The 23585-nt window shown below is 44.9% G+C and carries 16 protein-coding genes and 1 tRNA gene; 7 read left to right on the forward strand and 10 right to left on the reverse strand.

Features of this window, described 5'->3' with window-relative positions; translation table 11 throughout:
* Nucleotides 1-10 precede the first annotated feature (10 nt).
* The 4 genes from mnmG to E2R66_RS03195 form a co-directional block, all read right to left on the reverse strand.
* Nucleotides 11-1873 carry a tRNA uridine-5-carboxymethylaminomethyl(34) synthesis enzyme MnmG gene (gene mnmG, locus E2R66_RS03180; RefSeq protein WP_133226865.1) on the reverse strand — a complete coding sequence of 621 codons (1863 nt, stop codon included), beginning with the start codon at nt 1871-1873 and terminating at the stop codon, nt 11-13.
* A gap of 63 nt (nt 1874-1936) precedes the next feature.
* Complete coding sequence (locus E2R66_RS03185; RefSeq protein WP_204985849.1) at nt 1937-2218, reverse strand: CBU_0592 family membrane protein; 282 nt, start codon at nt 2216-2218, stop codon at nt 1937-1939.
* Complete coding sequence (locus E2R66_RS03190; protein ID WP_133226437.1) at nt 2218-4083, reverse strand: ABC-F family ATP-binding cassette domain-containing protein; 1866 nt, start codon at nt 4081-4083, stop codon at nt 2218-2220. The genes E2R66_RS03185 and E2R66_RS03190 overlap by 1 nt, the downstream gene beginning before the upstream one ends.
* Nucleotides 4083-4736 carry an oxidoreductase gene (locus E2R66_RS03195; protein WP_133226435.1) on the reverse strand — a complete coding sequence of 218 codons (654 nt, stop codon included), beginning with the start codon at nt 4734-4736 and terminating at the stop codon, nt 4083-4085. Before E2R66_RS03195 ends, E2R66_RS03190 begins: the two co-directional genes overlap by 1 nt.
* A gap of 1054 nt (nt 4737-5790) precedes the next feature.
* On the opposite strand from E2R66_RS03195, the gene E2R66_RS03200 reads away from it, so the two are divergent.
* Genes E2R66_RS03200 through E2R66_RS03210 form a run of 3 tightly spaced genes read left to right on the forward strand, consistent with a single transcriptional unit; the run spans nt 5791 to nt 8124 of the window.
* Nucleotides 5791-6567 carry an MlaE family ABC transporter permease gene (locus E2R66_RS03200; protein ID WP_133226433.1) on the forward strand — a complete coding sequence of 259 codons (777 nt, stop codon included), beginning with the start codon at nt 5791-5793 and terminating at the stop codon, nt 6565-6567.
* Nucleotide 6568: 1 nt separating this feature from the next.
* On the forward strand, nt 6569-7351 hold the full coding sequence (locus E2R66_RS03205; RefSeq protein WP_133226431.1) for an ABC transporter ATP-binding protein: 783 nt from the start codon (nt 6569-6571) through the stop codon (nt 7349-7351).
* Nucleotides 7348-8124 carry an MlaD family protein gene (locus E2R66_RS03210; RefSeq protein ID WP_133226429.1) on the forward strand — a complete coding sequence of 259 codons (777 nt, stop codon included), beginning with the start codon at nt 7348-7350 and terminating at the stop codon, nt 8122-8124. The genes E2R66_RS03205 and E2R66_RS03210 overlap by 4 nt, the downstream gene beginning before the upstream one ends.
* A gap of 113 nt (nt 8125-8237) precedes the next feature.
* Here E2R66_RS03210 and E2R66_RS03215 read toward each other — a convergent pair whose 3' ends face one another.
* Genes E2R66_RS03215 through E2R66_RS03230 form a run of 4 tightly spaced genes read right to left on the reverse strand, consistent with a single transcriptional unit; the run spans nt 8238 to nt 12967 of the window.
* Nucleotides 8238-8753 carry a glutathione peroxidase gene (locus E2R66_RS03215; protein WP_133226427.1) on the reverse strand — a complete coding sequence of 172 codons (516 nt, stop codon included), beginning with the start codon at nt 8751-8753 and terminating at the stop codon, nt 8238-8240.
* Nucleotides 8754-8797: 44 nt separating this feature from the next.
* Nucleotides 8798-9223: an rRNA maturation RNase YbeY gene (gene ybeY / locus E2R66_RS03220; RefSeq protein WP_133226425.1), complete on the reverse strand. Its 426-nt coding sequence runs from the start codon at nt 9221-9223 to the stop codon at nt 8798-8800.
* Entirely contained in the window at nt 9223-9645 is a 423-nt protein-coding gene (locus tag E2R66_RS03225) for an ATP-binding protein (protein WP_133226423.1), read from the reverse strand. Before E2R66_RS03225 ends, ybeY begins: the two co-directional genes overlap by 1 nt.
* A 1-nt stretch (nt 9646) precedes the next feature.
* Entirely contained in the window at nt 9647-12967 is a 3321-nt protein-coding gene (locus E2R66_RS03230; RefSeq protein WP_133226421.1) for a DUF4175 family protein, read from the reverse strand.
* Nucleotides 12968-13085: 118 nt separating this feature from the next.
* Between E2R66_RS03230 and E2R66_RS03235 the strand changes: the two genes are divergently transcribed.
* Nucleotides 13086-13159, forward strand: a tRNA-Pro gene (locus E2R66_RS03235).
* A 268-nt stretch (nt 13160-13427) separates the two neighbouring features.
* On the opposite strand, the gene E2R66_RS03240 is transcribed toward E2R66_RS03235, so the two are convergent.
* On the reverse strand, nt 13428-14657 hold the full coding sequence (locus tag E2R66_RS03240) for a CehA/McbA family metallohydrolase (RefSeq protein WP_133226419.1): 1230 nt from the start codon (nt 14655-14657) through the stop codon (nt 13428-13430).
* 366 nt (nt 14658-15023) lie between these two features.
* On the opposite strand from E2R66_RS03240, the gene E2R66_RS03245 reads away from it, so the two are divergent.
* The 3 genes from E2R66_RS03245 to E2R66_RS03255 all read left to right on the forward strand — a co-directional run bounded on the left by E2R66_RS03245 (nt 15024) and on the right by E2R66_RS03255 (nt 20781).
* Entirely contained in the window at nt 15024-18026 is a 3003-nt protein-coding gene (locus E2R66_RS03245) for a SusC/RagA family TonB-linked outer membrane protein (protein ID WP_133226417.1), read from the forward strand.
* A gap of 22 nt (nt 18027-18048) precedes the next feature.
* A complete protein-coding gene (locus E2R66_RS03250; protein ID WP_133226415.1) occupies nt 18049-19635 on the forward strand; it encodes a RagB/SusD family nutrient uptake outer membrane protein in 1587 nt (528 codons plus the stop codon).
* A gap of 66 nt (nt 19636-19701) precedes the next feature.
* The gene (locus tag E2R66_RS03255) at nt 19702-20781 is read left to right on the forward strand and encodes a phosphatidylinositol-specific phospholipase C1-like protein (protein WP_133226413.1); all 1080 of its coding nucleotides are present in this window, start codon (nt 19702-19704) and stop codon (nt 20779-20781) included.
* 175 nt (nt 20782-20956) lie between these two features.
* Here E2R66_RS03255 and E2R66_RS03260 read toward each other — a convergent pair whose 3' ends face one another.
* Nucleotides 20957-23557, reverse strand: coding sequence for an MGH1-like glycoside hydrolase domain-containing protein (locus E2R66_RS03260; protein WP_133226411.1), 2601 nt, complete (start codon nt 23555-23557; stop codon nt 20957-20959).
* Nucleotides 23558-23585: the final 28 nt, after the last annotated feature.

Below are 23585 nucleotides of genomic sequence, written 5' to 3' on the forward strand. Positions count from 1 at the left end.
TATTTATAAGCTATCTGGACACGTGAACCATCAGAACCGACACATCCGATGGTGAAACACCCGAAATGCGCGATGCCTGGCCCAAAGTGCGTGGTTTTATACGTTTTAATTTTTCGCGTGCTTCTTTAGAAAGGGAAACCAATTGGCTGTAATCGAATTCCGGGTTGATTTCCCTGTCTTCCATTTTTTTCATCTTTTCTACGATTTCCATTTCCTTGATAAAATAACTCTCGTATTTGATTTTTATTTCAGCCTGCTCAATAGTTTCTTTATCCAGTGCCGAAAGCTTATCCTGCAGGGTAGGGTCGATGCCTTTTAGATCTTTAAAGCCTATTTGCGGGCGGCTTAATAAATTGAACAGTTTGGCACTTTGGTTTATCGGGCTGGTACCTAACTCTTCCAGCAGGTTATTTATAGTAGCAGGGTCTACGCTTTTACTGCGGGTAAAAGCAACCAACTCATCAGATTTTTTGATTTTTGTATTCACCTTATCCAGGCGTTCATCGTTTATCAGGCCAAGCTCATGTCCCATCGGACTAAGGCGTATATCGGCATTGTCCTGGCGCAGCAGCAAACGATGCTCTGCCCTTGAGGTGAACATGCGGTAAGGCTCTTCGGTACCTTTAGTTACCAGGTCATCTATCAACACACCGATATACGATTCCGATCTTTTCAGGATCAGTTCGTGCTTATCGTTTATCTTTTGATGCGCGTTGATGCCCGCTATGAAACCTTGCGATGCCGCTTCTTCATAACCTGTTGTTCCGTTTATCTGACCGGCGAAGTACAGGTTGCTAATCAGTTTGGTCTCCAAAGTTAAACCCAATTGGGTAGGCGGGAAGTAATCGTACTCGATAGCATAACCCGGGCGGAACATTTTAGCGGTTTCGAAGCCCGGTATTTTGGTTAGCGCTTTGTATTGCACGTCCTCTGGTAAGGAGGTAGAGAAACCATTTACATAGATTTCGCAGGTGTTCCAGCCTTCGGGTTCTACAAAGATTTGGTGGCGGTCGCGCTCTGCAAAGCGGTTTATCTTGTCTTCAATAGAAGGGCAGTAACGAGGACCTAAACCTTTAATTCTACCGGTAAACATGGGCGAACGCTCGAAACCTTCTTTTAAAGTTTCGTGCACTTCGGGGTTGGTGTAGGTTATCCAGCAGCAACGTTGATCGGTTGCGAGCTTTACATCGGTGTAAGAAAAGCGTCCGCGCTCTTCGTCGCCCCATTGTTCTTCCATCAGCGAGTAGTTTAAACTTCGGCCGTCCACGCGGGGTGGGGTACCAGTTTTCATTCTGCCCGAATCGAACCCAAGTGTTATCAACTGCTCGGTTAAACCGGTTGCTGCTTTCTCTCCGGAGCGGCCACCGCCAAATTTCTTCTCGCCAATATGGATAACACCATTCAAAAAAGTGCCGTTAGTAAGCACTACCGCATCGGCTTCAATCTCTACACCTATAGATGTTTTAACGCCGGCGATGGTATTGCCCTTTACCAATAGCGAGGTAACGGTGTCTTGCCAGAAATCAACGTTAGGCGTTTTCTCCAGGGCAATACGCCATTCTTCAGCGAAGCGCGCACGGTCGCTTTGTGCTCTGGGGCTCCACATAGCAGGGCCTTTGCTTAGGTTAAGCATCCTAAATTGCAGGGAAGTTTTATCCGTGATAATACCCGAATAACCACCCAATGCATCAATCTCGCGCACTATTTGGCCCTTGGCAACGCCACCCATAGCGGGGTTACAACTCATCTGAGCAATTGTCCCCATGTTCATAGTGATGAGCAAAACAGATGAACCAAGGTTGGCGGCAGCAGCAGCAGCTTCACAGCCTGCGTGCCCGGCACCAACCACTATTACATTATATTTCTTAAACATATAACCTCCATGTTCCACGTGGAACAATGTTTATCATGAATATTAAACGTTCCACGTGGAACGTTATTTTTTCTCGTTTTCTGATGTTCCACGTGGAACAATGAACGAATAAAGGGCAAAAAGTGCCCAAATACTCTCTAAAACTACAAAAGGGTAGAAGCTGATCATGTAGGATGATAGGCCGCATAAGCCAGCACCAACGAAGTTCATACCACTATACCAGCGACTATGAGATGGCAGTTTCTTATATAAATTAAGCAGGAACGCTGCTAATAGTATGATTACACCCGTAGATGCGATGATATCTGAAAGCTTTACTTGTACCATAAAGTTGGATAAATCCATTACGCTTCTTTTAATTCTGATAGCTCAATCCAGCGCATGCTTTTTGCATCTAATTGTTTGTTCAGATAAGCAATCTTATCAGTCAACTGCTGCAGCTTCTTTGTGTCGATATTGGATACATTCAGTTCCTCGGTGGTTGCTTTAAGCATGTTTTCGATGTCGCTTATCTCTTTTTCTAAACCCGCGTATTCCTTCTCTTCCTTAAAGCTTAGCTTTACTTTCTTAGGCGTTTCAACCTGTACAGGAGCAGCGGCAGCAGGTTTTTTATTACTTTGTTTAGCTTCTTCCTGCTCTATACGGAACGACGAGTAGTTGCCATTATATATCCGCACCTGCCCGTTACCTTCCATAATAAAGAGTTGTTCGGCCATCTTATCCAACAGGTATCTATCGTGCGATACGATCATGAGGATGCCCGGGTAGGTGGTCAAAAACTCTTCCAATACGTTCAACGTATCAATATCCAGGTCGTTTGTAGGCTCATCCAGTATCAGAAAGTTTGGATTCCTGATCAGGATGCTCATCAGGTGCAGTCTCTTCTTTTCGCCACCGCTCAGTTTAGAAACCATGCCGTATTGTTTGGCAGGAGGGAAGAGGAACAGCGTAAGCAATGCTGAGGCAGATATCATTTTACCATCGGCCATGGTGATAAATTCCGCAACGTTCTTTACGATATCAATAACGCGCTCGTCTTCCTTAAAGGATAGACCAGCCTGGTTGAAATAGCCCAGTACGGTAGTTTCACCTTTTACTATTTCGCCGCCATCGGGCTGCAGTCCGCCTGTGATCATGTTGAGCAGGGTCGATTTTCCGCTGCCGTTTTTACCGGCTAAGCCAATTCTGTCACCCTTTTTGAATACATAGCTGAAATCATTCACATAGGTGTTGCCGTTAAAGCCTTTGCTAACGTGGTGCATCTCCATAATCTTGTTGCCCTGGCGTGCAATCTTCACGGTGAGTTCAACGTTTTGCTTTGGCCCGTTGTTCTTGGTTTTATCCTCCAGATCATAAAACGCATCAATGCGCGATTTGGATTTGGTGCCCCTTGCCTTTGGCTGGCGACGCATCCACTCCAATTCTTTCCTCAATAGGTTCGAGTTCTTTTGAAACGATGCTTCGTCGGATGCCTCGCGTTCGGCTTTTTTCTCCAGGTAATAACCATAATTACCAAAGTAGGGGATGATTTTGCCTTTGTCTATTTCTAATATCTCGTTACACACATTATCCAGAAAGTATCTGTCGTGCGTAACCATCAGTATGGTTTTGCTGCCTTCGGTCAATAATTTCTCCAGCCATTCTATCGTATCAATATCCAGGTGGTTGGTAGGCTCATCCAAAATGTATATTTCAGGGTCTTCAATTAAAAGCCTGGCCAGCGCCAAACGTTTCTTTTGTCCACCCGATAGCGTGTTGATGTGCTGGTTAAGGTGATGGATATCCAGGCGGCCCAAAATGGTTTTTATTTTGTACTCGTAATCCCAGGCATCAATCTCGCTCATCTCCTCCATTATCTTATCCATCTCCTTCATGTTATCCGGGTCGTTTTCTAACAACTCCTCGTAACGGCGGATAAGCTGCTGCTGGATGTTATCGGCATGGAAGATGTAATCGCTGATGGTAACGGCGTTCTTGAAAAAAGGATCCTGCTCCAGGTAGCCCACATTCAGATCGCGAGCCTGCGCTACTTTGCCTTCGGTAGGCTTTATAGCACCCGAAAGTATTTTTAGCAGCGTGCTTTTGCCCGCGCCGTTTACGCCTACCAGCGCAACACGGCGACCGCGGTTGATGCCGATGGTAAGGTTTTTAAATAACCAGTTATCATGAAAAGAGTGGCCCAAATTCTCGGCCGAAATGTATGTACTCACTAAGCGTTTATTATGTTATCGAATGTATAGGTATGTGTGCCTGGTTTGCCGGCCAGGGAGTTTTTGTACATGGCGTGCGCCACTGCGGCACCATCAATGCTGCGGTATTTCCTTAGGTTGCCGATAAGCAGATGATCTACCACCTTAAAAACCCCGATGAGGACTTTCTCAAACGTGCGTTTTTCTTCCCTGCCGCCATATAGCATAGAAGGCTGGTAAATGTGCAGGCTTTCTGTGCCGAGGCTTTTAAGATCTTCTTCCAGTTCGCCTTTTAGTTTTAAGTAAAAGGTAGACGATTTTGCGTTTGCGCCAATAGCCGAAACCAGGTGGAACTGCTTTACACCATTAGCCTTTGCCAAACGGGCAATCTCAAGGGGGTAATCATGGTCTATCTTACGGTACTGTGCTACATCCGGCGTATTGGCTTTGGTGGTACCCAGGCAGCTGAAAACGGCATGCCCGGTGATTGATGCGGCGTATTTAGGCAACTCATCAAAGTTTACCACCAGTTGCACCAGTTTTTTGTGTTTAACCGCTAATTCTTTGCGTACCAGTACCAATACTTCGTCGTATTCGGCATGGTTGAGCAACTGCTTAAGCAATTTACTGCCTATCAGCCCGCTTGCGCCCACTATAATTGCCTTATATCCCATTGATGGCCAGTTTTAAAAGCAAAATTAAGCATAAATAAAATTATGGATTTAACGGGGATATAAACCAATCGATTATATGACCAGGTGGTGATTGAGTTAACACGAATTAAAGAGAATTAAAAACGAAAGTAGCCGGGTAAATTGAGTGAACACGAATTTCACGAATTAAAGAGAATTAAAAACGAATGCAGCCGGGTAAATTGAGTGAACACGAATTTCACGAATTAAAGAGAATTTATAACGAATGCAGCCGGGTAAATTGAGTGAACACGAATTTCACGAATTAAAGAGAATTAAAAACGAATGCAGCCGGGTAAATTGAGTGAACACGAATTTCACGAATTAAAGAGAATTTATAACAAATGCAGCCGGGTAAATTGAGTGAACACGAATTCCACGAATTGAAGAGAATTTATAACGAATGCAGCCGGGTAAATTGAGTGAACACGAATTCCACGAATTGAAGAGAATTTAAAACGAAGGTAGCCGGGTAAATTGAGTGAACACTAATTCCACGAATTAAATAGAATTAAAAACGAATGCAGCCGGGTAAACTGAGTGAACATGAATTGCACGAATTAAAGAAAATTTAAAACGAATGCAGCCGGGTAAATTGAGTGAACACGAATTCCACGAATTAAAGAGAATTTAAAACGAAGGTAGCCGGGTAAATTGAGTGAACACTAATTCCACGAATTAAATAGAATTAAAAACGAATGCAGCCGGGTAAACTGAGTGAACATGAATTGCACGAATTAAAGAAAATTTAAAACGAATGCAGCCGGGTAAATTGAGTGAACACGAATTCCACGAATTAAAGAGAATTTAAAACGAATAGCATACAATTATTTTAACCATCATATTATCTTAATTATTTGATTTTTAATTATTTATGTTTAATAATTCGTGAAATTCGCCTTAATTAGACTCAATTCGTGTTCACTCAATTCGTGTTCACTCAATTCGGTTCGCTTTTTAACTTCTGATTAAATCGCATCGCGGTGCAAACATTTATCGGGCATATTGTTTATAACAGGCAATTAATTAACGATTTATGGCAGAACAGGTATTAACCGGGTATAAAAAATGGATGGAAGACGTTGGCGAACAGGGCGTTTTCTTTAGCCGTTTTTTCCGCAATATTTTTACAGGAGGCTTCGAGTGGCAGGAGTTTGTGCGCCAATGTTACGAAATAGGTTACAAATCATTCATGCTGGTGGGCCTCACTTCTTTTATCATGGGGCTGGTGCTCATATTGCAATTGCGCCCGGCTATGGTGGATATGGGTGCCGAGAGCATGCTACCCAAAACGCTGGCAGTATCCTTCATCCGCGAGATGGGGCCGGTAATTACCGCTATCATCTGCGCCGGCAAAATAGCATCCAGCATTGGCGCCGAGTTGGGGAGTATGAAAGTTACCGAGCAGATAGATGCCATGGAAGTATCGGGTGCAAACCCGATGCAATACCTGGTAGTTACCCGCATATTGGCCACGGCCATTATGGTGCCCATTTTGGCGCTAATGGGCGATGTGATAGGCCTTTTTGGCGGTTACCTGGCCCTTAACTTTACCGATGACCTAAGCTTCGCCTTATACTTCCGCAAATGCATCGCCTCGCTCGAATTTATCGATCTGTTACCCGCAATCGTAAAAACCATATTCTTCGGCTTCGCGATAGGCTTTGTAGGCTGTTACAAGGGTTTCCACTCTAATAAAGGTACCGAAAGCGTGGGGTTGGCCGCCAACTCAGCTGTGGTAACAGCCTCGCTGTGGATATTCGTGATAGACGCCATTGCCGTACAGATAACCAGCATTTTATTTTACAGGTAATATGGCAGAGCAGATACATAGTAATAACGTGGCAAAGCACAACCCGGATGAGGTGGTGGTAGATATTGAGCACATCTCCAAATCCTTTGGGGGTAATGAGGTGCTGCGCGATATCAACCTGCAGGTAAAACGCGGCGAGAACGTAGTGGTACTGGGAAAATCGGGCCAGGGCAAATCGGTCACCATCCAATGCATCGTAGGCCTACTGAACCCGGATGAAGGCACCGTAAAAGTGTTTGGCGATGTGGTGGCCGATATGGACGACCGCGAGCTGAAGGCTTTGCGTACCAAGGTAGGCTTCCTGTTCCAAAGCGGGGCATTGTACGACTCGATGACCGTGCGCGAGAACCTGGAATTTCCGCTTACACGCGTGTTGAAGATGCGCGACCAAGCAGAGATAGACCAGCGCGTAGAAGAGGTGCTGGATGGCGTAGGATTGCTCGACGCGGTGGATAAAATGCCATCAGACCTCTCCGGCGGTATGCGCAAGCGCGTAGGCCTGGCCCGTACCATGATCGTTAAGCCCGAAATAATGCTTTATGATGAACCCACAACGGGGCTGGATCCCATTACTTCGCGCGAGATCAGTGAGCTGATACTCAACATGCAAAAGAAATACAAAACATCATCAATCATCATTACCCACGATATGGAGTGCGCCAAAATAACCGGCGACCGCGTAGTCATCATGAATGATGGAAGATATATAGCCGAGGGCTCTTTCGACGAGCTGCAAAACTCGGATAACGAACTGGTAAGGTCATTTTTTAACGAAACAACATGAAAACCACAGCATCACAAAAAATAAAAATAGGCGTATTCACGATCATAGGCTTCGTTATACTGCTTTTGGCGGTATTCTTCATCGGCAACCAAAAAAGCCTCTTTAATTCTACCTTTAGGGTGTACGGCACCTTTAAAAACGTAAACGGCCTTACTGTAGGTAACAATGTTCGCTTCGCGGGTATCAACGTGGGCGTAGTAGAGGGCATCAACATCACAACCGACAGTTCGGTAAGGGTAGATCTTAGTTTGAATAAATCGGTGAAGAAATTCATCAAGAAAGACTCTAAAATGAGCATCGGCAGCGATGGGCTAATGGGGGACAAGCTGATTGTGATAGCGCCCGGAGGCATCACCAGCACAGAAGAGGTTAGCGACGATAACGAACTGAACGCTGTTAACCCCATGGATGTAGACAGGATTTTCAACAAGCTTGCCCGGGTAGCCGATAACGCCGAAGTGCTGACCAGCAACCTGGCCGATATCGTAGCTAAAGTAAACAACGGCAAGGGTAGCATTGGCCGCCTGCTCAACAACGATAAAATTGCCCGCGACCTGGAGGGTACCGTGCGCCAGGCCCAAACCACCATGAAAGGGGTACACGCCACCACCGCTACCCTCAACGAAGACCTGAAGGCCGCTCAGGGCAATTTCCTGCTGAGAGGTTTTTTCAAGAAAAAAGAGAAAGCCCTGAAGGCAAAACAAGACTCGATAAAGAAGGCGCAGGAAGCGATTTTAAATGCAAAGAAAAAAGCAGCAGCAAAACAGGATTAACGCCCGGTTTTTCAAAGAAATCCACAGATTTTTAAAGATTTTCACGGGTTTTCTGTCAACAAAAAAGGAGGCAAATTTTGCCTCCTTTTTTGTATAGTAAATCGTTTTAAGAATTATAAAGCGCTGGTAATCTTAGGATCTAAAGGTGTAACACCCGAGCGGTAGCGGTGAATCAGCTTGCCATTCTCGTCGATCAAAAATTTCTCGAAATTCCATTTGATATCACCTTTAAAATCGGGGTTATCAGCAGTGGTAAGGTATTGAAACAAGGGGTCGATATCCAAACCTAAAACGCTCACCTTGCCGCTCATCGGGAAAGTAACTGCAAAGTTATCGTGGCAAAACGCCTTGATATCCTGGTTGGTACCGGGTTCCTGACCACCAAAGTTGTTTGCCGGGAAGCCAACTACTACCAATTTGTCTTTGTACTGGTCGGCAAGTTTCTGTAATTCAGTGTATTGCGGGGTGTAGCCGCATTTTGAAGCGGTGTTTACAATAAGCACTTTTTTGCCTTTGTACTTAGCCAGCGAGAAATTTTTCCCATCGATGGATTTTAGTTTAAAATCATAAACAGAAGAGGGAGCCGACGTTACAAACATCAGCGCAAGTATTAATGCAAGAGTTTTCATTGGTTAAAAAATTGGATATGACTAATTTACAGGTAAAAATAGCATTAAAAGGTACGTGTACCCAAATATTGGTCTTCTTTTAATGTCATTTTTTTCTTGTCGGCGGCAGATTTATCCTTGTAACCCAATAAGTGCAAGGCACCGTGTATCATAACCCGGTGTAGCTCCTGTGTTTCGGTTACAGAGAATTTGGCTGCGTTCTCCTTTATCCGCTCCACCGAGATAAAGATGTCTCCCACAATGATGCCTTCTTCTTCAGCGTTATCGAAGGTGATGATATCGGTGTAGGTATCATGATCCAGGTATTGCTGGTTTATTTGCAGCAGATACTCGTCTGAACAAAATATATAAGTGAGTTCATCAAGCTTATATCCCTCTGCTACAATGGTTTCCGTAATCCATTTGCGTACAGCGCTCTTGTTTTTTAGCTTATAGCTGATACCCTCTTCAAAGAAATTTATAGTAGGCATTATATTTTAAAGTGTAGTTCTACCTCGTTGCCTTTGGCGTTGAATATGCATTGATCGGCCAGGTGTTTCAGGATGAATACGCCGCGACCGGTAAGTTCTTCGAGCCTTTCGGGCGCTGTAGGATCGGCCAGGTTGTTATAATCGAACCCGTCGCCCTGGTCGGTAATTGTCCATATTACGCGTTTTGGTTCTACGTCGGCATTTACGATAACAGTTTTGCTTTCATCCAGCTTGTTGCCATGCACAATAGCATTCACCACGGCCTCGTTCAAACAGGTCATCATGTTGGCAAAGGTATCGTCGCTAACGCGGTATTTATCAGCAATTTCCTCTATCAAAGCCTCCAGCAGCGTTATGCTTTCGTACTTTGATGGTAGCTGCAGTGTATATAATTGCCCCGCCTGAACGTTTGGCTGCTCCATGTCATTTAGCATTAAGTTGATCAAAGTATAGTTTAATTTTTTGCCTGTAATACAAATTTAGTGCCGATGGAACGGTTTTCAGCTGCTCTGTTTGCTTTGTTTTTATGCGCTCGTAATCCTGTAGAGCTTTTATGTATCCTGGGGGCATGTCAATAGCGGTCCGGGCCTCTCTTTTTGGGTCCTGATCGCGTTGCTGTTCTGCTTTATCTGCCTCCAGTAGGCGTGTTTGTATTTGTTGCTGCCTCTTTAATGCTTCATCGGTAATTCTCCTGTTTACGAGATCGTTCTCAGTTTGTTCCATTTGTTTTGCAATTTTATCTAAATTGCCCAATTTACCATTACCATCTTTATTATTTTGTTGATTTAGCTGCTGCAGGCTTTGCCTGATGAACTGCTGTTCGCGCGCCATGCGGGCTAGTTGCTCGCTCATACCCGGCCCTTGCCCTTGTCCTTTTTTGCCTTGTTGCTGGCCCTGCTGCTGCATCTGGTCGCGAGCTTTTTGCATATTTTGGTTAAGCTGTTGCTGCATTTTGCTGAGCTGTGATAAGGATGGCTGTCCGCTTTTTCCCTTGCCGCCTTTGTTCATCTGCTTCTGTAGCTGATCAAGCGCTTCACTAAGCAACAGTGCCAGGTTGTTCATAGATGTCATGGCGAATTGCTGGCTGCGTATAGCCTCGGCGGTGCGGCGGTCGCCTAGTTTTTCCAGAGCCTGGTCTATCATCGAATTAATAGCTGTAACCTCCTTATTCACTGTAGATTGTATCTGCGGTACACGTTTGCTGATGGCGTATAGGCTATCCTCGGCAGTTTTCAGGTTATCTCTGATGTCTTTTTGGCTTTGCGCCAGTTTGGTGTAGTTTGGGTCGGAAGGACTCATGCCTCTGAACTGCTGCATCAGCTTCTCCTGCCCAAAGGAGCTGTTCACTAATGATTTAAGCAACTCCCGTAGTTGACGGGCATCTACCGCATTCTGGCTGTCCTGGCCTTCCTCCTCCTCCTGCTGCATTTTTTTGGCCAGGTTTTGCATTTGTCGCGCTGCGGATTGCTGCGCTTTGGCGGCTTGCTTACGATTGTTCTTTTTTAGGTTTTCGCTGCCCTGGCCCATCTGCTCATCTATCGATTTCTTCTCTTCCTCCGGGTTATCATAGTTTTCTTTTTTGCCGTTGGCATCGTTGGTTTTCTGCAAATCGTCAAGGGCTTTCTTTATTTGCTGAAACTGCTGATTCAGTTTCTCCTGCTTCTGCAGGTTTTGCTGTATTATGCTCTCATTCTGTGCTTTATCTGCAAGGCCTTGCTGCTCTTTGGATAAATCTTCCAACTGGTTAATCACCGTGTTCAGCTTCTGTTCAAAATCAAGTTTTTTATACAGGTCCAGCATCCTGTCCAGCTCTTTCTTCAGCGATTTATTGTCCTGCTGCATTTTGCCCAACTCGTCGCGGGTAGAATCCTTCTGATCCTCGTTAAGTAGTTGCTGCAACTTCTCCAGCATATCGCGGGTTTTATCGTCGAGCACGTTATTGAACAGGTCTTCTATCTGTTTTTGTTTTTCCAGCAGTTCGTTGGTTTGCTTGAGGCCCTCTTTGCGGTTATAAAGGTTCTTCTTGTTGTCGGCTTGTATATCTTTCAGCAACTGTTCCAGGTCCTTCCTTTTTTGCAGCAATTGCTCCACCTGTTTTTTATCGTCGAAGCTGAGCGTGTTCTTATCCAGCAAAGCCTGGTTCAGTTTCTGCGCGTCTTTCTCTATCTGCATGGCCAGTTTTGCAGCCGATGCCATTTTATCCTTAAGCGCCTGCGAGCCGGCATCCAATTGCTCTGCCAGTGCGGCAGCATCGGGAACGGATAGAACGCGCTCAGGCGAGCGGGTACTTTTTGGGCCGTTAACCCCATCATTATCTGTTACTTCAAAGTAATAGGTAACCTGGTCACTGGGTTTTATACCTGCGGTTTTCAAATCCCAGAAATAGAAAAAGCCGCTTTGCATTGCAGATAAATCGGCTTTAACCGCTTTTGTGAACGATTTTTCTGTACCTTTTTCGCCTATTTTATAATGGAAGGCGAGCAAGGAGAACCCGTGATCGTCCTGTATCTTCCCGTTGAAATAAATCGCTTTGAGGCTAACGCTGTCCGGTTTTTCTTGTACCACTATCGCTGGCGCTTCATCGGCCACCACGCTGATGCGGTACCCGGCCGAATCGCTGTGCGTAACCGTTTGGTTAAGCGGGCTTACTGCGTAGGTAGCGTTTTGGAGAATACGTTCGCGATGCTGGAAAACACCCGGCGCCGATTGCGGGATGTTAATGGCTGCATTATTGAGTTTGAACAGTAGCTGTGTGGCATTTTGCGTGTGGAAAGCCCAATTTATTACGGTGCCAGCGGGCAGGGTAAGGTCGCCGGCGTTGGGGATAGTTTCGTTCTTCTTGTGCAGATAGGCCGGGTAGCTCAGCTCCGCATCGAAATGGAGCAAAACTGGTTTAAGACTTACGGTTATATTATAAATCGCTGATTTAAAACCGTTGCCTGATAAGCGGAATGATGTGCTCTGCTGCAAATTGCTGAAAAGGTAATGAAAACGGCTGATGTTCTCTTTATCCAGCTTAAAAGTGTTGCTGGCAGTTTCTATATAAACATCGGCAGGGAGCTTATCGCCGGATAGTTTTAGCTCTAGCTTAAAATCTTTGCCTTGTATAGCCGAGAGACTTTTATTCGTCACCTCGAATCGAAAGGGGGCAACCGGCGCAAAATATTCGTTGTGTCGGATGAGCCTTTTAGTGCTCTCTGTAAGTATGGATGGCGCCGCGAAAGCGATAATGCAAATAATAGCAGCCGGCGGGATTACATATTTAAGGTACTTATTGTTCTCGCGGATGTTTACTGCCGATGGGAAGCTAACCGGCTTCAGCGTTTCTATCTTTTGGTTGATGCTGGCTTCTATCAGGTCGCGGTGTTCGGCGTTTTCCAGGGCCTGTTTCTTTAGCTGTAGGGTATTCAGTAGCTTATCGTTTACATCGTTGAAATGCTTACCTATAATTTCGGCAGCCTGCTGGTGTGTAAGCGTTTTGCCCAATTGCAGGCGGGCAAGCAAGGGCGGCAGTACCAGCCAACACGCCAGCGACAGGTTGAGTATGATGAAAAAGTAGAATAATATGGTGCGTAGGGTAGTGCTGAAGTTTCCGAAATATTCGCCCAGCGCAATAACCACATAAGCAGAAAACAGGCCCGCGCCCAAAAATATCAGCCCGCGTAGCAGGTTGTTATAATGGTATTTACGGATGAACGTGTTGATTTTATCAATCAGCACGCCGTAGTTCTCGTCGGGGGTCATGTTACTATAGGCCTTATGCAGAATAAACGAAAATAGTAGTTTAATTAATATGAAACACAGTTTTTTTGTGAGAATAGCAATACCTGATTATATTTGCATCCCAATTAAAGGAATTGTTCGGGATGTAGCGTAGCCCGGTATCGCGCCAGCATGGGGTGCTGGAGGTCGGAAGTTCGAATCTTCTCATCCCGACTTTAAAAAAAAGGACTTATGATTGAAAAATCTAAGTCCTTTTTTATTTTGGTGTATTCTGGGTCTAAAAGCTTCCTCGTGTTTTAGTTTTTTTATTGCTAAAGAGAAGATTACATAACCTTCCTGAAGTTCGGAAAAGGATTGGGGATAGATAAGAAATTCGCTACGCAAGTAATCTCATATGGGTTAAAGCGAATGTAATTGATTCTATATAGAATTATGACGAGATATGCGAGGCATATTAACCTTCGGGCATAGATTTTAAACTTTAAAAATTCGGATCGAAATTGAAGTATATTGGATTTGATAATCCTACCATATTACCATTTACGGTCATCGCTCCGGGAACCTGGGGATAAGGCGTGCCGGGGCCTTCCACCGTTACGCGGTAATAAGTGCGTCCAAGTATTTTTGGGGCATCGGTAAACTGTATCATCGGCATTTCTCCACTGGCTTCAAAAGTGCCAAATTTGCCGCCATCCTTAATTACGGTGACGGTAAACTTACCCTCTGGAATGTGCTCCCCGGTAAGCTGAACACGAAAATTAACCGGCTTGCCCGTCGCTTTGGCATTATCGCCCATCATCATATCCATTTTTCCGTCATCGTTAATATCAGCGTAAAATTCAACGCGGGGCGCATACGGGTTTGAACTGATAGAAACTCGGCCGTTTGTAAGCGCATCTACCACCGCCTGCGAGCTGCGCTCTTTAGCAAAAACCCATGTTGTTGGGGTGCCTACATAATTGGCGTTTCTTTGGCCGCTATTGGCTGTTGCTTTGTCGGGCGAATCAGGAGTCCCGTGATGCGCGTCGCTTCCGCCCCTGCCTGTAAGCTTCCGGCCCGAGGACAGCATATCGTCCCAAATCATGATAGCGTTGGCGTTTCTGCTCCAAACTACCGAGTTCCACACCTCTATAGAGTTAACCAAATCGTACGAGTATCCAAAATTATCTTTCCCGCTTGGATGATTGGCTGATAGGTGAATGCCAAGTTGTCTTTTTATCCTGCCTATTACGGTGTCCCGTTGGTCGCGAACGTTGTAAAGTAACTGATGGTTGTAGGGTTTTGCCGAAAAAACATTGGCGTGCCCGCGCGTGGTAGTCAATTCTGCACCATATAATAAAAGTACAGAATCTGATTTAAATTCCGAATCAGTCCACGTGTTATGCGCAATATCGCCATCTACATGGTTATCATGATCGGTAATACAAATAAAGCCCATCCCTACCGATTTTGCAAACGCTAAAATCTTTCCAACTGAATTATTGGACGATTCTTTACTGTGGCTGGAGTGTATATGGAGTTCGCCCTTTAGCCAAATACCTTTTGTTAAGCTGCTGATGGGGGGAAGAGTACCAATATCTTTAACAGCCCATGGGTTTTTAATTGTTGATTGTGCCAACACCGGGTTGCAAGTAAAAAGACCGGCAACAAGCAGTATTATATAAAAAAGCTTACGCCGAACAGCGTTTTTTGTACAGTTGTTTTTAAACATGATATAGTGGATACACCTTATAAATGTCTACCTGACATTCGCGCTCAAGTCTACAAACAATACTATAAACTGATTTTTATCAAAATGTTACTTTAAATACGGGGGTTGCTGGCCTAATACAGCGGATCTAAGGCTATTGTGCTATTTAATTGATGATAATACCTGCTTTGCTTATTAGCAGCCACATCCACCTTCAATTTTTATTAACAGCGTGTTAAGGCAATGATCGTTATTCGAAATTTAATGCACCTAAAATTGCAAATGTTATCAATATGCTAACTAGTAATTGATATTTTAATAATAATACATGGTTTAATTTGCATTAAATTTAATAAAATTTCTACACCCCCATTAATCATTTTATTTATGAAACAAATTTACCAGCGCTTTTTTAGTGGTACAAACCATCATTCGAGGCAATGGGTACTGCTGCTTTGCGCTATTATATTCAGCGTATCGCCGGCATTATCACAAACCGCGCGTACCGTAAAAGGTAACGTCACCGACGAAAAAAACCAGCCGCTTCCCGGTGTTTCGGTAGTTATAACAGGCACTAATACGGGTGTCATGTCCGACCAAGATGGTAATTATACATTAAATGTTACAGGCAATATTGTCACGCTAAAATTCAGTTATATAGGTTATTTACCTAAAGAGGTGAGGGTTGGTGCCGATAACACCGTTAATGTAAGTTTACTACCCGATGCAAAACAACTGAAAGATGTTGTAGTAATTGGTTACGGCACCTCGAGCAAAAAAGATGTTACGGGAGCTATTACCTCGGTAAAAGCCGAAGAATTTAACGCCGGTGTTTTAACTACGCCCGCAGAGTTGTTACAGGGAAAAGTTGCCGGTTTAAACATTACCAAAAGTGGCGACCCTAATAAACAACCGGCTACTATTTTACGCGGCCCATCCACCCTGCGCGAAGGTGCCGCACAACAACCATTTTACGTAATTGACGGCGTGCCAGGTGCTTCTATAGATCTGTTGGCTCCTGCTGATATCGAAAGCATAGATGTATTGAAAGATGCTTCTTCAACAGCTATTTACGGTTCGCGTGCTGCGAACGGGGTAATTATTGTTACTACCCGTAAAGCCAGAGCCGGCCAAACAAGGCTTACCTACAGCGCCTATGGTGCTATGGAAAAAATATCAAAAAACATTGATGTTTTAACTGCCGACGAATTGCGCAAATATTTAGCCGATAATGGTGTGGCCCCTTTAGCTAAACCATTAGATGATGATGGCTCTAATACCAACTGGCAAAAACTGGCCGAAAGAACGAGTTACTCGCAAAACCACAACCTTTCTTACAGCGGTGCTGGTAACAACGCCGAATATGGCGCAAGCGTTAACTATTTTAAAAACGAAGGCGTTTTAAAGAACACCGACTTACAGCGAACTATTTTTAAAGGCTACATTAACCAGCGTTTTTTTAACGACAGGCTTAAACTGGGCATAACACTTACCAACAGTGCAACAAAAAGCGATGATATTATTCAGAGCCAGGTACTATCGGGCATATTGTTTTACCTGCCAACAGTTAGCCCTTTTAACCCCGACGGCAGCTATAAGGAAAACTTTGCCCGTACAGGCAGCGGTACTTTAAACCCGCTATCGTTAATTGATAATAACTTCATCAAAACCGATAACAATAAAACACTTGTAAATGGTTTTGCATCGGTGGATATATTAAATGGCTTGAAGTTTACCTTAAATGGTTCTACCCAGAAAGATCAAAACAACGTAAACACTTATTACAATAGCAAATCGGGGCTGGCAGTAGGTTTGGGTGGCGTTGCTAACCGCACCGCTTACAAAAACACCAGTGATGTAGTAGAAGCTTACTTAAACTACGATAGGGAATTCGGCTTGCATTCGGTTAAATTATTGGGTGGTTACTCTTACCAGCAAGACCGTACCAATGATGGCTTTGGCGTACAGACACAAGGTTTCTCCAATGATGCCTTAACGTTCAACAACCTCTACCTTTCCAACCCAAGTAACCTGTCTCAGATCAAGTTCGACCCGAACTATATTTCAACGCTTAGGCTCATATCATACTATGGCCGTGCCCAATACCAGTATGATAATAAATACTTGTTACAGGCATCCTTAAGGGAAGATGGTTCATCGGCATTCGGTATCAACCAGCGCCACGGGTACTTCCCTGCAGTTTCTGTAGGCTGGAGGATCATCAGCGAAAAATTTATGCAGAAAGCACCCGTTGTCAGCGATCTGAAGTTACGTGCGGGTTATGGTGTATCGGGTAACAGTTTAGGCTTTGATGCATTTACTGCACAGCTGATATATGGAATCCCTCCGGGTGGTGGTAAGTTCCTGAATAATGGCGTTATCACTAACCCAATTGGCCCGGTACGTAACGACAACCCCGACCTGAAATGGGAAAGCACCGCCACAACCAACATTGGTTTAGATTTTGGTTTATTAAATAACCGCATTACTGGTTCGGTAGATTATTATATCAAAAAAACCTCCGATTTGATCTATACCTACCAGGTATCTACTACTCAATACTTCTACCCTTTGCTAACTGCTAATGTTGGCAAGATAAAAAACAGCGGCCTCGAGGTTGTAGTAAGTGCTATCCCGGTAAAGTCGCAAGCTTTTACCTGGCGCACCTCTTTCAACGTTTCGCATAACAAAAACGTTGTGGAAAGTCTATCAAACTCGCAGTTTGCTGTAAATAATATCCCGTCTGCACAATTGGGCGGCAAGGGCCAGTCTGGCAACTACAGCCAGATTATCCAGCCGGGGTATGCCATCGGTACTTATTACCTATGGCACTATTTGGGCAAAAATGCAAACGGCGTAAGTACTTACCAAAAGGCCGATGGCAGCACAACTGCTGCGCAGCCGCTCACTACCGATCAGCGCATCACCGGCAACGCGCAGCCTAAACTAATATACGGCTGGAGCAACAGCTTCAACTATAAAAATTTCGATTTTAACTTCCTGGTACGCGGTGTTTACGGCAACCAGATACTGAACGCTACGCTTGCATCGTTAAACAACCCTGCCGATTCTAAATTCCAAAACATCCCGAGGTTTACGTTGGGCGAGTCGTTTAAAGACATCAACGCCTACCTGGTTTCTGATAGATACCTGGAAAGCGGATCGTACCTGCGTTTAGATAACGCTACGTTGGGATACACAATCAGGCCTAATGTGAAAGCTATCAAGAATATCCGCCTATACCTTTCGGGCAATAACATCTTTGTGATCACTAAATACCGCGGTGTCGATCCAGAAATTAACATCGGTGGCTTAACCCCGGGTATCGATAATAAAGATTTTTATCCTAAAACCCGCACGTTCAGTGTAGGTGTAACCGCTTCATTTTAAACATCCCTATCCATAAATACAGATGAAAAAAATATTTATATTATGTGCCAGCATTGCAGTACTTGCCGGCGCCTACTCCTGCACCAAATTAGATGTGCCGGTAGAATCGCAGTACGTTAAATCAAACTTCCCTGTTACCGATGCAGATTATAATGCGTTGCTAGGGACTATTTATTCTAATCTATCATCCAACTACGCGGTACCTTACTGGCGTATGCAGGAACTCTCTACAGACGAGGCCATCTTACCGGCCCGCGATGGCAACTTTGACGATGGTGGCCAGTACCGCCAACTCCATTACCACACCTGGACGTTTGACCACCCTAACGTTATTACTATTTGGCAGTGGGGCTTTGGTGGCGTAAATACCTGTAACCGTATCATCAGCCTTGTTAACGCTTCCCCTTCATCAGAAGCAAAAAAGGCAGCCACCATTGCAGAAGTAAGAGCAATGCGTGCCCTTTATAATTATTTTATGATGGATCTTTATGGTAACATCCCGCTGATAACAGAGTTTCCGGTGGCTACACAACCAGCCACGCAAACCCGTGCAAAAGCTTTTGAATATATTGAAAGCGAACTGCAAAGCGTTTTACAGCAATTGCCTGCAAAAACAGATGCAAACGCAACACTTTATTATGGACGCCCAACTAAAGCCATGGTGTTTGCCCTATTGGAGAAAATGTATCTAAATGCACAAGTATATACAGGTACTGCAAAATATACCCAGGCAGTAGCCATGGCCGATAGTGTTTTAAAGAACAGCAATTACAGCCTCGATGCCAAATTTCGCGACATATTTTTGCCCAACAATGGCCCGCAGATAAAAGAGACGATATTTGCCATTCCTTACGATCAGCAAATACCCGGTAACCAGTTCACCCGTTTTGGTTTCTTTTATTACCTGGTGAATGCTTACGGCTTTAATGTAGGCCTGAGTATTGCTATGAGCACCACACCAGAGTTTTACAATCGCTTTAACTTACCCGGCGATGTTCGCACTAAAACATGGCTGGCCGGCCCGCAATTTGTGCCTGACGGCAGCGGTGGTTTTACAACACAACCGGTATATTACCCAGGTACAACTACTCAAATTTACATAGAGCCAAAACTAACTTTGGTACCCGGTAAGCCTATGGATTTGGGTAACACTATTGCAAGCCAGTCTGAAGGCGTTCGTTCTTTAAAATATTATCCCGACCCAAGCATTATACAAGCGACGCGTTTAAATGGAAACGACGTGCCTGTTTTTCGTTTAGCCGATGTAATGATGATGAAAGCCGAAGCCATTTTACGGGGAGCTGCAGCTACTACAGTTAACGGTGAATTGCAAACAGCGGATGTATTGGTAAACAAGATCCGCACCCGCGCAGGTGCACCTGCCGTTGCCGGTATTGATTTGCAGGGTTTGCTTGACGAGCGTGCCCGCGAATTTTCATGGGAAGGATGGCGCCGTAACGACCTAATCCGTTTTGGTCAGTTTGAAACAGAGTACCCGTTGCCAAACGATGTACTTAACATGAACAAGGATGTTAACCGTAGGCTTTACCCTATACCTGCGCAGGAAATTAAACTTAACCCTAACCTGGTTCAAAACCCGGGCTATTAATAATTAAACAGAAATAGCATTGCAGCCCCGGTTCAATTGCCGGGGCTGTTTTTAATTCCAACCGTCATGAAACTCACATTCGCCTTATTACTTATTTCGCTCTTGGCATTACCTGGTGTAACTACAGATCCCGGCGATAATGTACCCATCAACCATATACAGGTTATCGGCTCGCACAATAGTTATAAAAGAGCTATCGACCCAAAACTGTTTAAGCTATTGCAACGCAACGATTCTGTTTCGATGAGCAAAATAGATTACAGCCACATCAGCCTTACCGAACAACTGAATTTAGGTCTATTAGATTTAGAGATAGATGTTTACGCGGATACCTTAGGTGGAAAATACGCCCACCCCAAAGGGCTGGACTGGGCGCCCGGCCAACCCGATTACGATACAGAAGGGTTGATGAAACAGCCCGGTTTTAAGGTTTTCCACATACAGGATATCGATTACCGGAGCAATTGCCCTACGTTTAAAGGTTGCCTGCAGGAGTTAAAAAAATGGTCGGATGCGCATCCAAATCATCACCCCATCTTCATTACCATGAATGCAAAAGATGAGGTAATGAAACGCCCCGGATTTACCGTCCCCGACAAATTCACGTCGGCTATTTACGATAAACTGGATAAAGAAATTGCCGACAATCTGGGTTTGAGTAACGTATTAATACCAGACAATGTTAGAGGCAAATATAAAACCCTCGAAGAGGCCATATTACATCAAAACTGGCCTACGCTGAAGCAGGCCAAAGGGAAATTCATTTTCTTACTGGACGAAACTGAGCCCAAACTTAGCGCGTATATCAGCGGCCATCCTGCACTTAAAGGCAGGGTGCTTTTTACCAACTCAGAACCCGGAACTCCTGAAGCGGCCATCCATGTGATGAACGACTCTAAAAAACAATTGCAGCAAATTACCGCGCTGGTAAAAAAAGGCTACATTATCCGCACACGTGCAGATAGTGATACCCAGGAAGCGCGTGCTAATGATAAAAGCAGCTTTAACGCTGCCATGGAATCTGGCGCGCAAATTATCTCTACAGATTATTATAAAAAAAGCGAACATTTTAAATCCGATTATACCGTTGCTTTTGCGGACGGTGGGTATTTTAGGTTAAATCCGTTGTTCAAATTGGCAAAATAAGCCGTTAACAATAGTCAAAAAACTTTTAGGTTTAACATTTTAGTAAATGAAAATGGCCGATTTAAAGACATGGGGTGCTGGAGGGCGAAAATTCGGATCTTCTCGTCCCGACGAAAGAAAAAGCCTTATAACGGAAGTTTTAAGGCTTTTTTACGCTATGTGAAAGCTTTAGAATTTATTCATCCATCTCCAACAACAAATTGGCGAACAGCGCCGTCCAACCTGTTTGGTGCGATGCGCCGAGGCCCTGGCCGTTATCGCCGTGGAAGAACTCGTAGAATAAGTGGTGGTCTTTAAAGTGCTCGTCGGCCCATTGCTTTTGTGTGGTTGCGTGGTATTGGTAGGCACCCTCGCTATTTTTGTCGAATATCTTTAGCAGGCGTTTGGTAAGCTCGTTGGCTACCTGTTTCAATGTAAGCTTGTTACCCGAGCGCGCCGGGAACTCTACCGTGTAGCCATCGCCATAGTACTGGTGGTATTTGCGTAGGGCGGTTATTATAAGGTAGTTTATAGGCATCCATATTGGCCCGCGCCAGTTGGAGTTGCCGCCGAACATAGCGCTTGAGCTTTCGCCGGGCTCATACTGTATCCTGAACTCGGCCCCCTGATAGCCAAATACAAAGGGTTTATCCTGGTAGTATTTAGATAGTGAGCGTATGCCGTAATCAGACAAAAATTCGTCCTCATCCAACAGTCTTTTTAGCAACTGCTCCAGGCGGTCGCCTATCATCAAGGCAAACAGGTAGTTGCCATCGGTGTTTTTTTTGTCGATATCTGATATAACTTTTGTCAGATCTGGCCGGGTGAGTTTTATGGTGCTGAGGCGGTTATTAAATTCGCGCAGTTTAGAAAAAATATCTGCCGGCATAATTTCCACCGCCAGCAACGGGATAATACCCACCAACGATCGTATCTTCAGACGCTGGCTGGCGCCGTTTTCGAACTGTATGGCATCGTAATAAAAACCGTCTTCTTCATCCCAAAGCGAGATATCAGTTTTACCGATGCGCTGCATTGCCCAGCCGATATTCAAAAAGTGGCGGAAAAATTTGGCAGCCGACTCTTCGTATGCGATATTATGCTGCGCCAGCTCGAGCGAGATACGCAGCATGTTGATGGCGTACATGGCCATCCAACTGGTGGCATCGGCCTGCTGTAGTTTTTTGATTCCCGGCGGCATGTGATTGCGGTCGAACACGCCGATGTTATCCAGCCCCAGAAAACCGCCTTCGAAAATATCGGTACCGTTAGCGTCTTTTTGATTTACCCACCAGGTAAAGTTCATCAGCAGTTTTTGGAATGCCCGCTCCAGGAAATCCCAGTCGGCTTTGCCGGTTTTCTTACGGTCGGCCTCAAAACAATACCAAACGCCCCAGGCATGTACGGGCGGGTTTACATCGCTAAAGTTCCATTCGTAGGCAGGTATCTGGCCGTTGGGGTGCATATAATATTCGCGCAGCACCACCAATAGCTGTTGTTTGGCAAAAACAGGATCAACATGTATAAAAGTTGCTGCATGGAAAGCCAGGTCCCACGCGGCGAACCATGGGTATTCCCACTTGTCGGGCATCGAGATGATGTTTCGGCAGGTTAAATGCTGCCAATCATAATTGCGTATGAAGCTGCGTGGAGGAGGAGGATCCTTAGGTTCGCCAAAGAGCCACTTAAAAACATCGAAGTAATAGAATTGCTTGGTCCATAACAAGCCACCAACAGCGCTTCTAAGCAATTGCTGTTGGTTTGCCGGCAGATGTTTAGGGGTTAAGCCTTTATAATATTCGTCGGTCTCAGCCATGCGTACGGCAAAAACTTCGTCAAAATCGCTCCAGGGCTCTTCGGTTTTCCCGCGGCTAAGCCTTATTTTGAAAACATTGGAGCCTTGGGCAGGTATTTCGGCCTTAAGCCAAACAGCCGCCTTTGTCCCTTTTTTTTCGGGGTTTATCGTTGGCTCGTTGTTTACCACGTAGTTGTTGATTCCGTCTTTAACAAAAGGCGTATCATTAGGTTGGTTGAAAATGCGTTTGCTATTCGTTTCGTTGTCGCAAAAAAGCTGTTCGCCACCCTCGTGGTAAAAATAATAGGCACCGTTGCGGGTAGAGGTGGTTTGTATGCAATCATCAGATACCGCAGCCATACCCGGCTTGCTGAACCGGGGGTTGTGCCGCCAAAAATTGCGGAACCATAAATGTGGCAGCACATGTATAGTTGCTGCCTCGCTTGAGCGGTTGTGTATGGTTACCTTCATCAGGATATCTTTAACCCCGGCTTTGGCGTATTCTATATAGCAATCGAAGTATCGGCCATCGTTAAAAATACCCGTGTCTAAAACCTCGAACTCCGGGCTAAGTCTGTCGCGGCGGTTATTTTGCAAAAGGTTCATATATGGGTATGCCTTTTGCGGATATTTATACAGGAATTTGCAGTAAGAGTGAGTGGGCGAGGAGTCTAAATGGAAGTAGAGTTCTTTTACATCCTCGCCGTGGTTGCCCTCGTTATTGGTTAAACCATAAAGGCGCTCCTTCAAAATGGGGTCGTTCCCGTTCCAAAAAGCAGGGGCAAGGCACAAAACCTGTTCACTGTCGCAAAAGCCGCCAATGCCTTCTTCGCCCCAGCGGTACGCATAGCTGCGGGCAAGGTCGTGGTTAATATAGTCCCAAGTGTTGCCATTCGGGCTATAGTCTTCCCTTACTGTACCCCACTGCCTTTCAGAAAGATAAGGCCCCCATTGTTTCCAGTTTTTATCATTATTCGACTCCGAAAGCCTTTTGTTTTCCATAATGTAATCAGTCCTGTTTAGCGGTCTG

The organism is Mucilaginibacter psychrotolerans (assembly GCF_004519315.1).
Taxonomy (GTDB): Bacteria; Bacteroidota; Bacteroidia; order Sphingobacteriales; family Sphingobacteriaceae; genus Mucilaginibacter; species Mucilaginibacter psychrotolerans.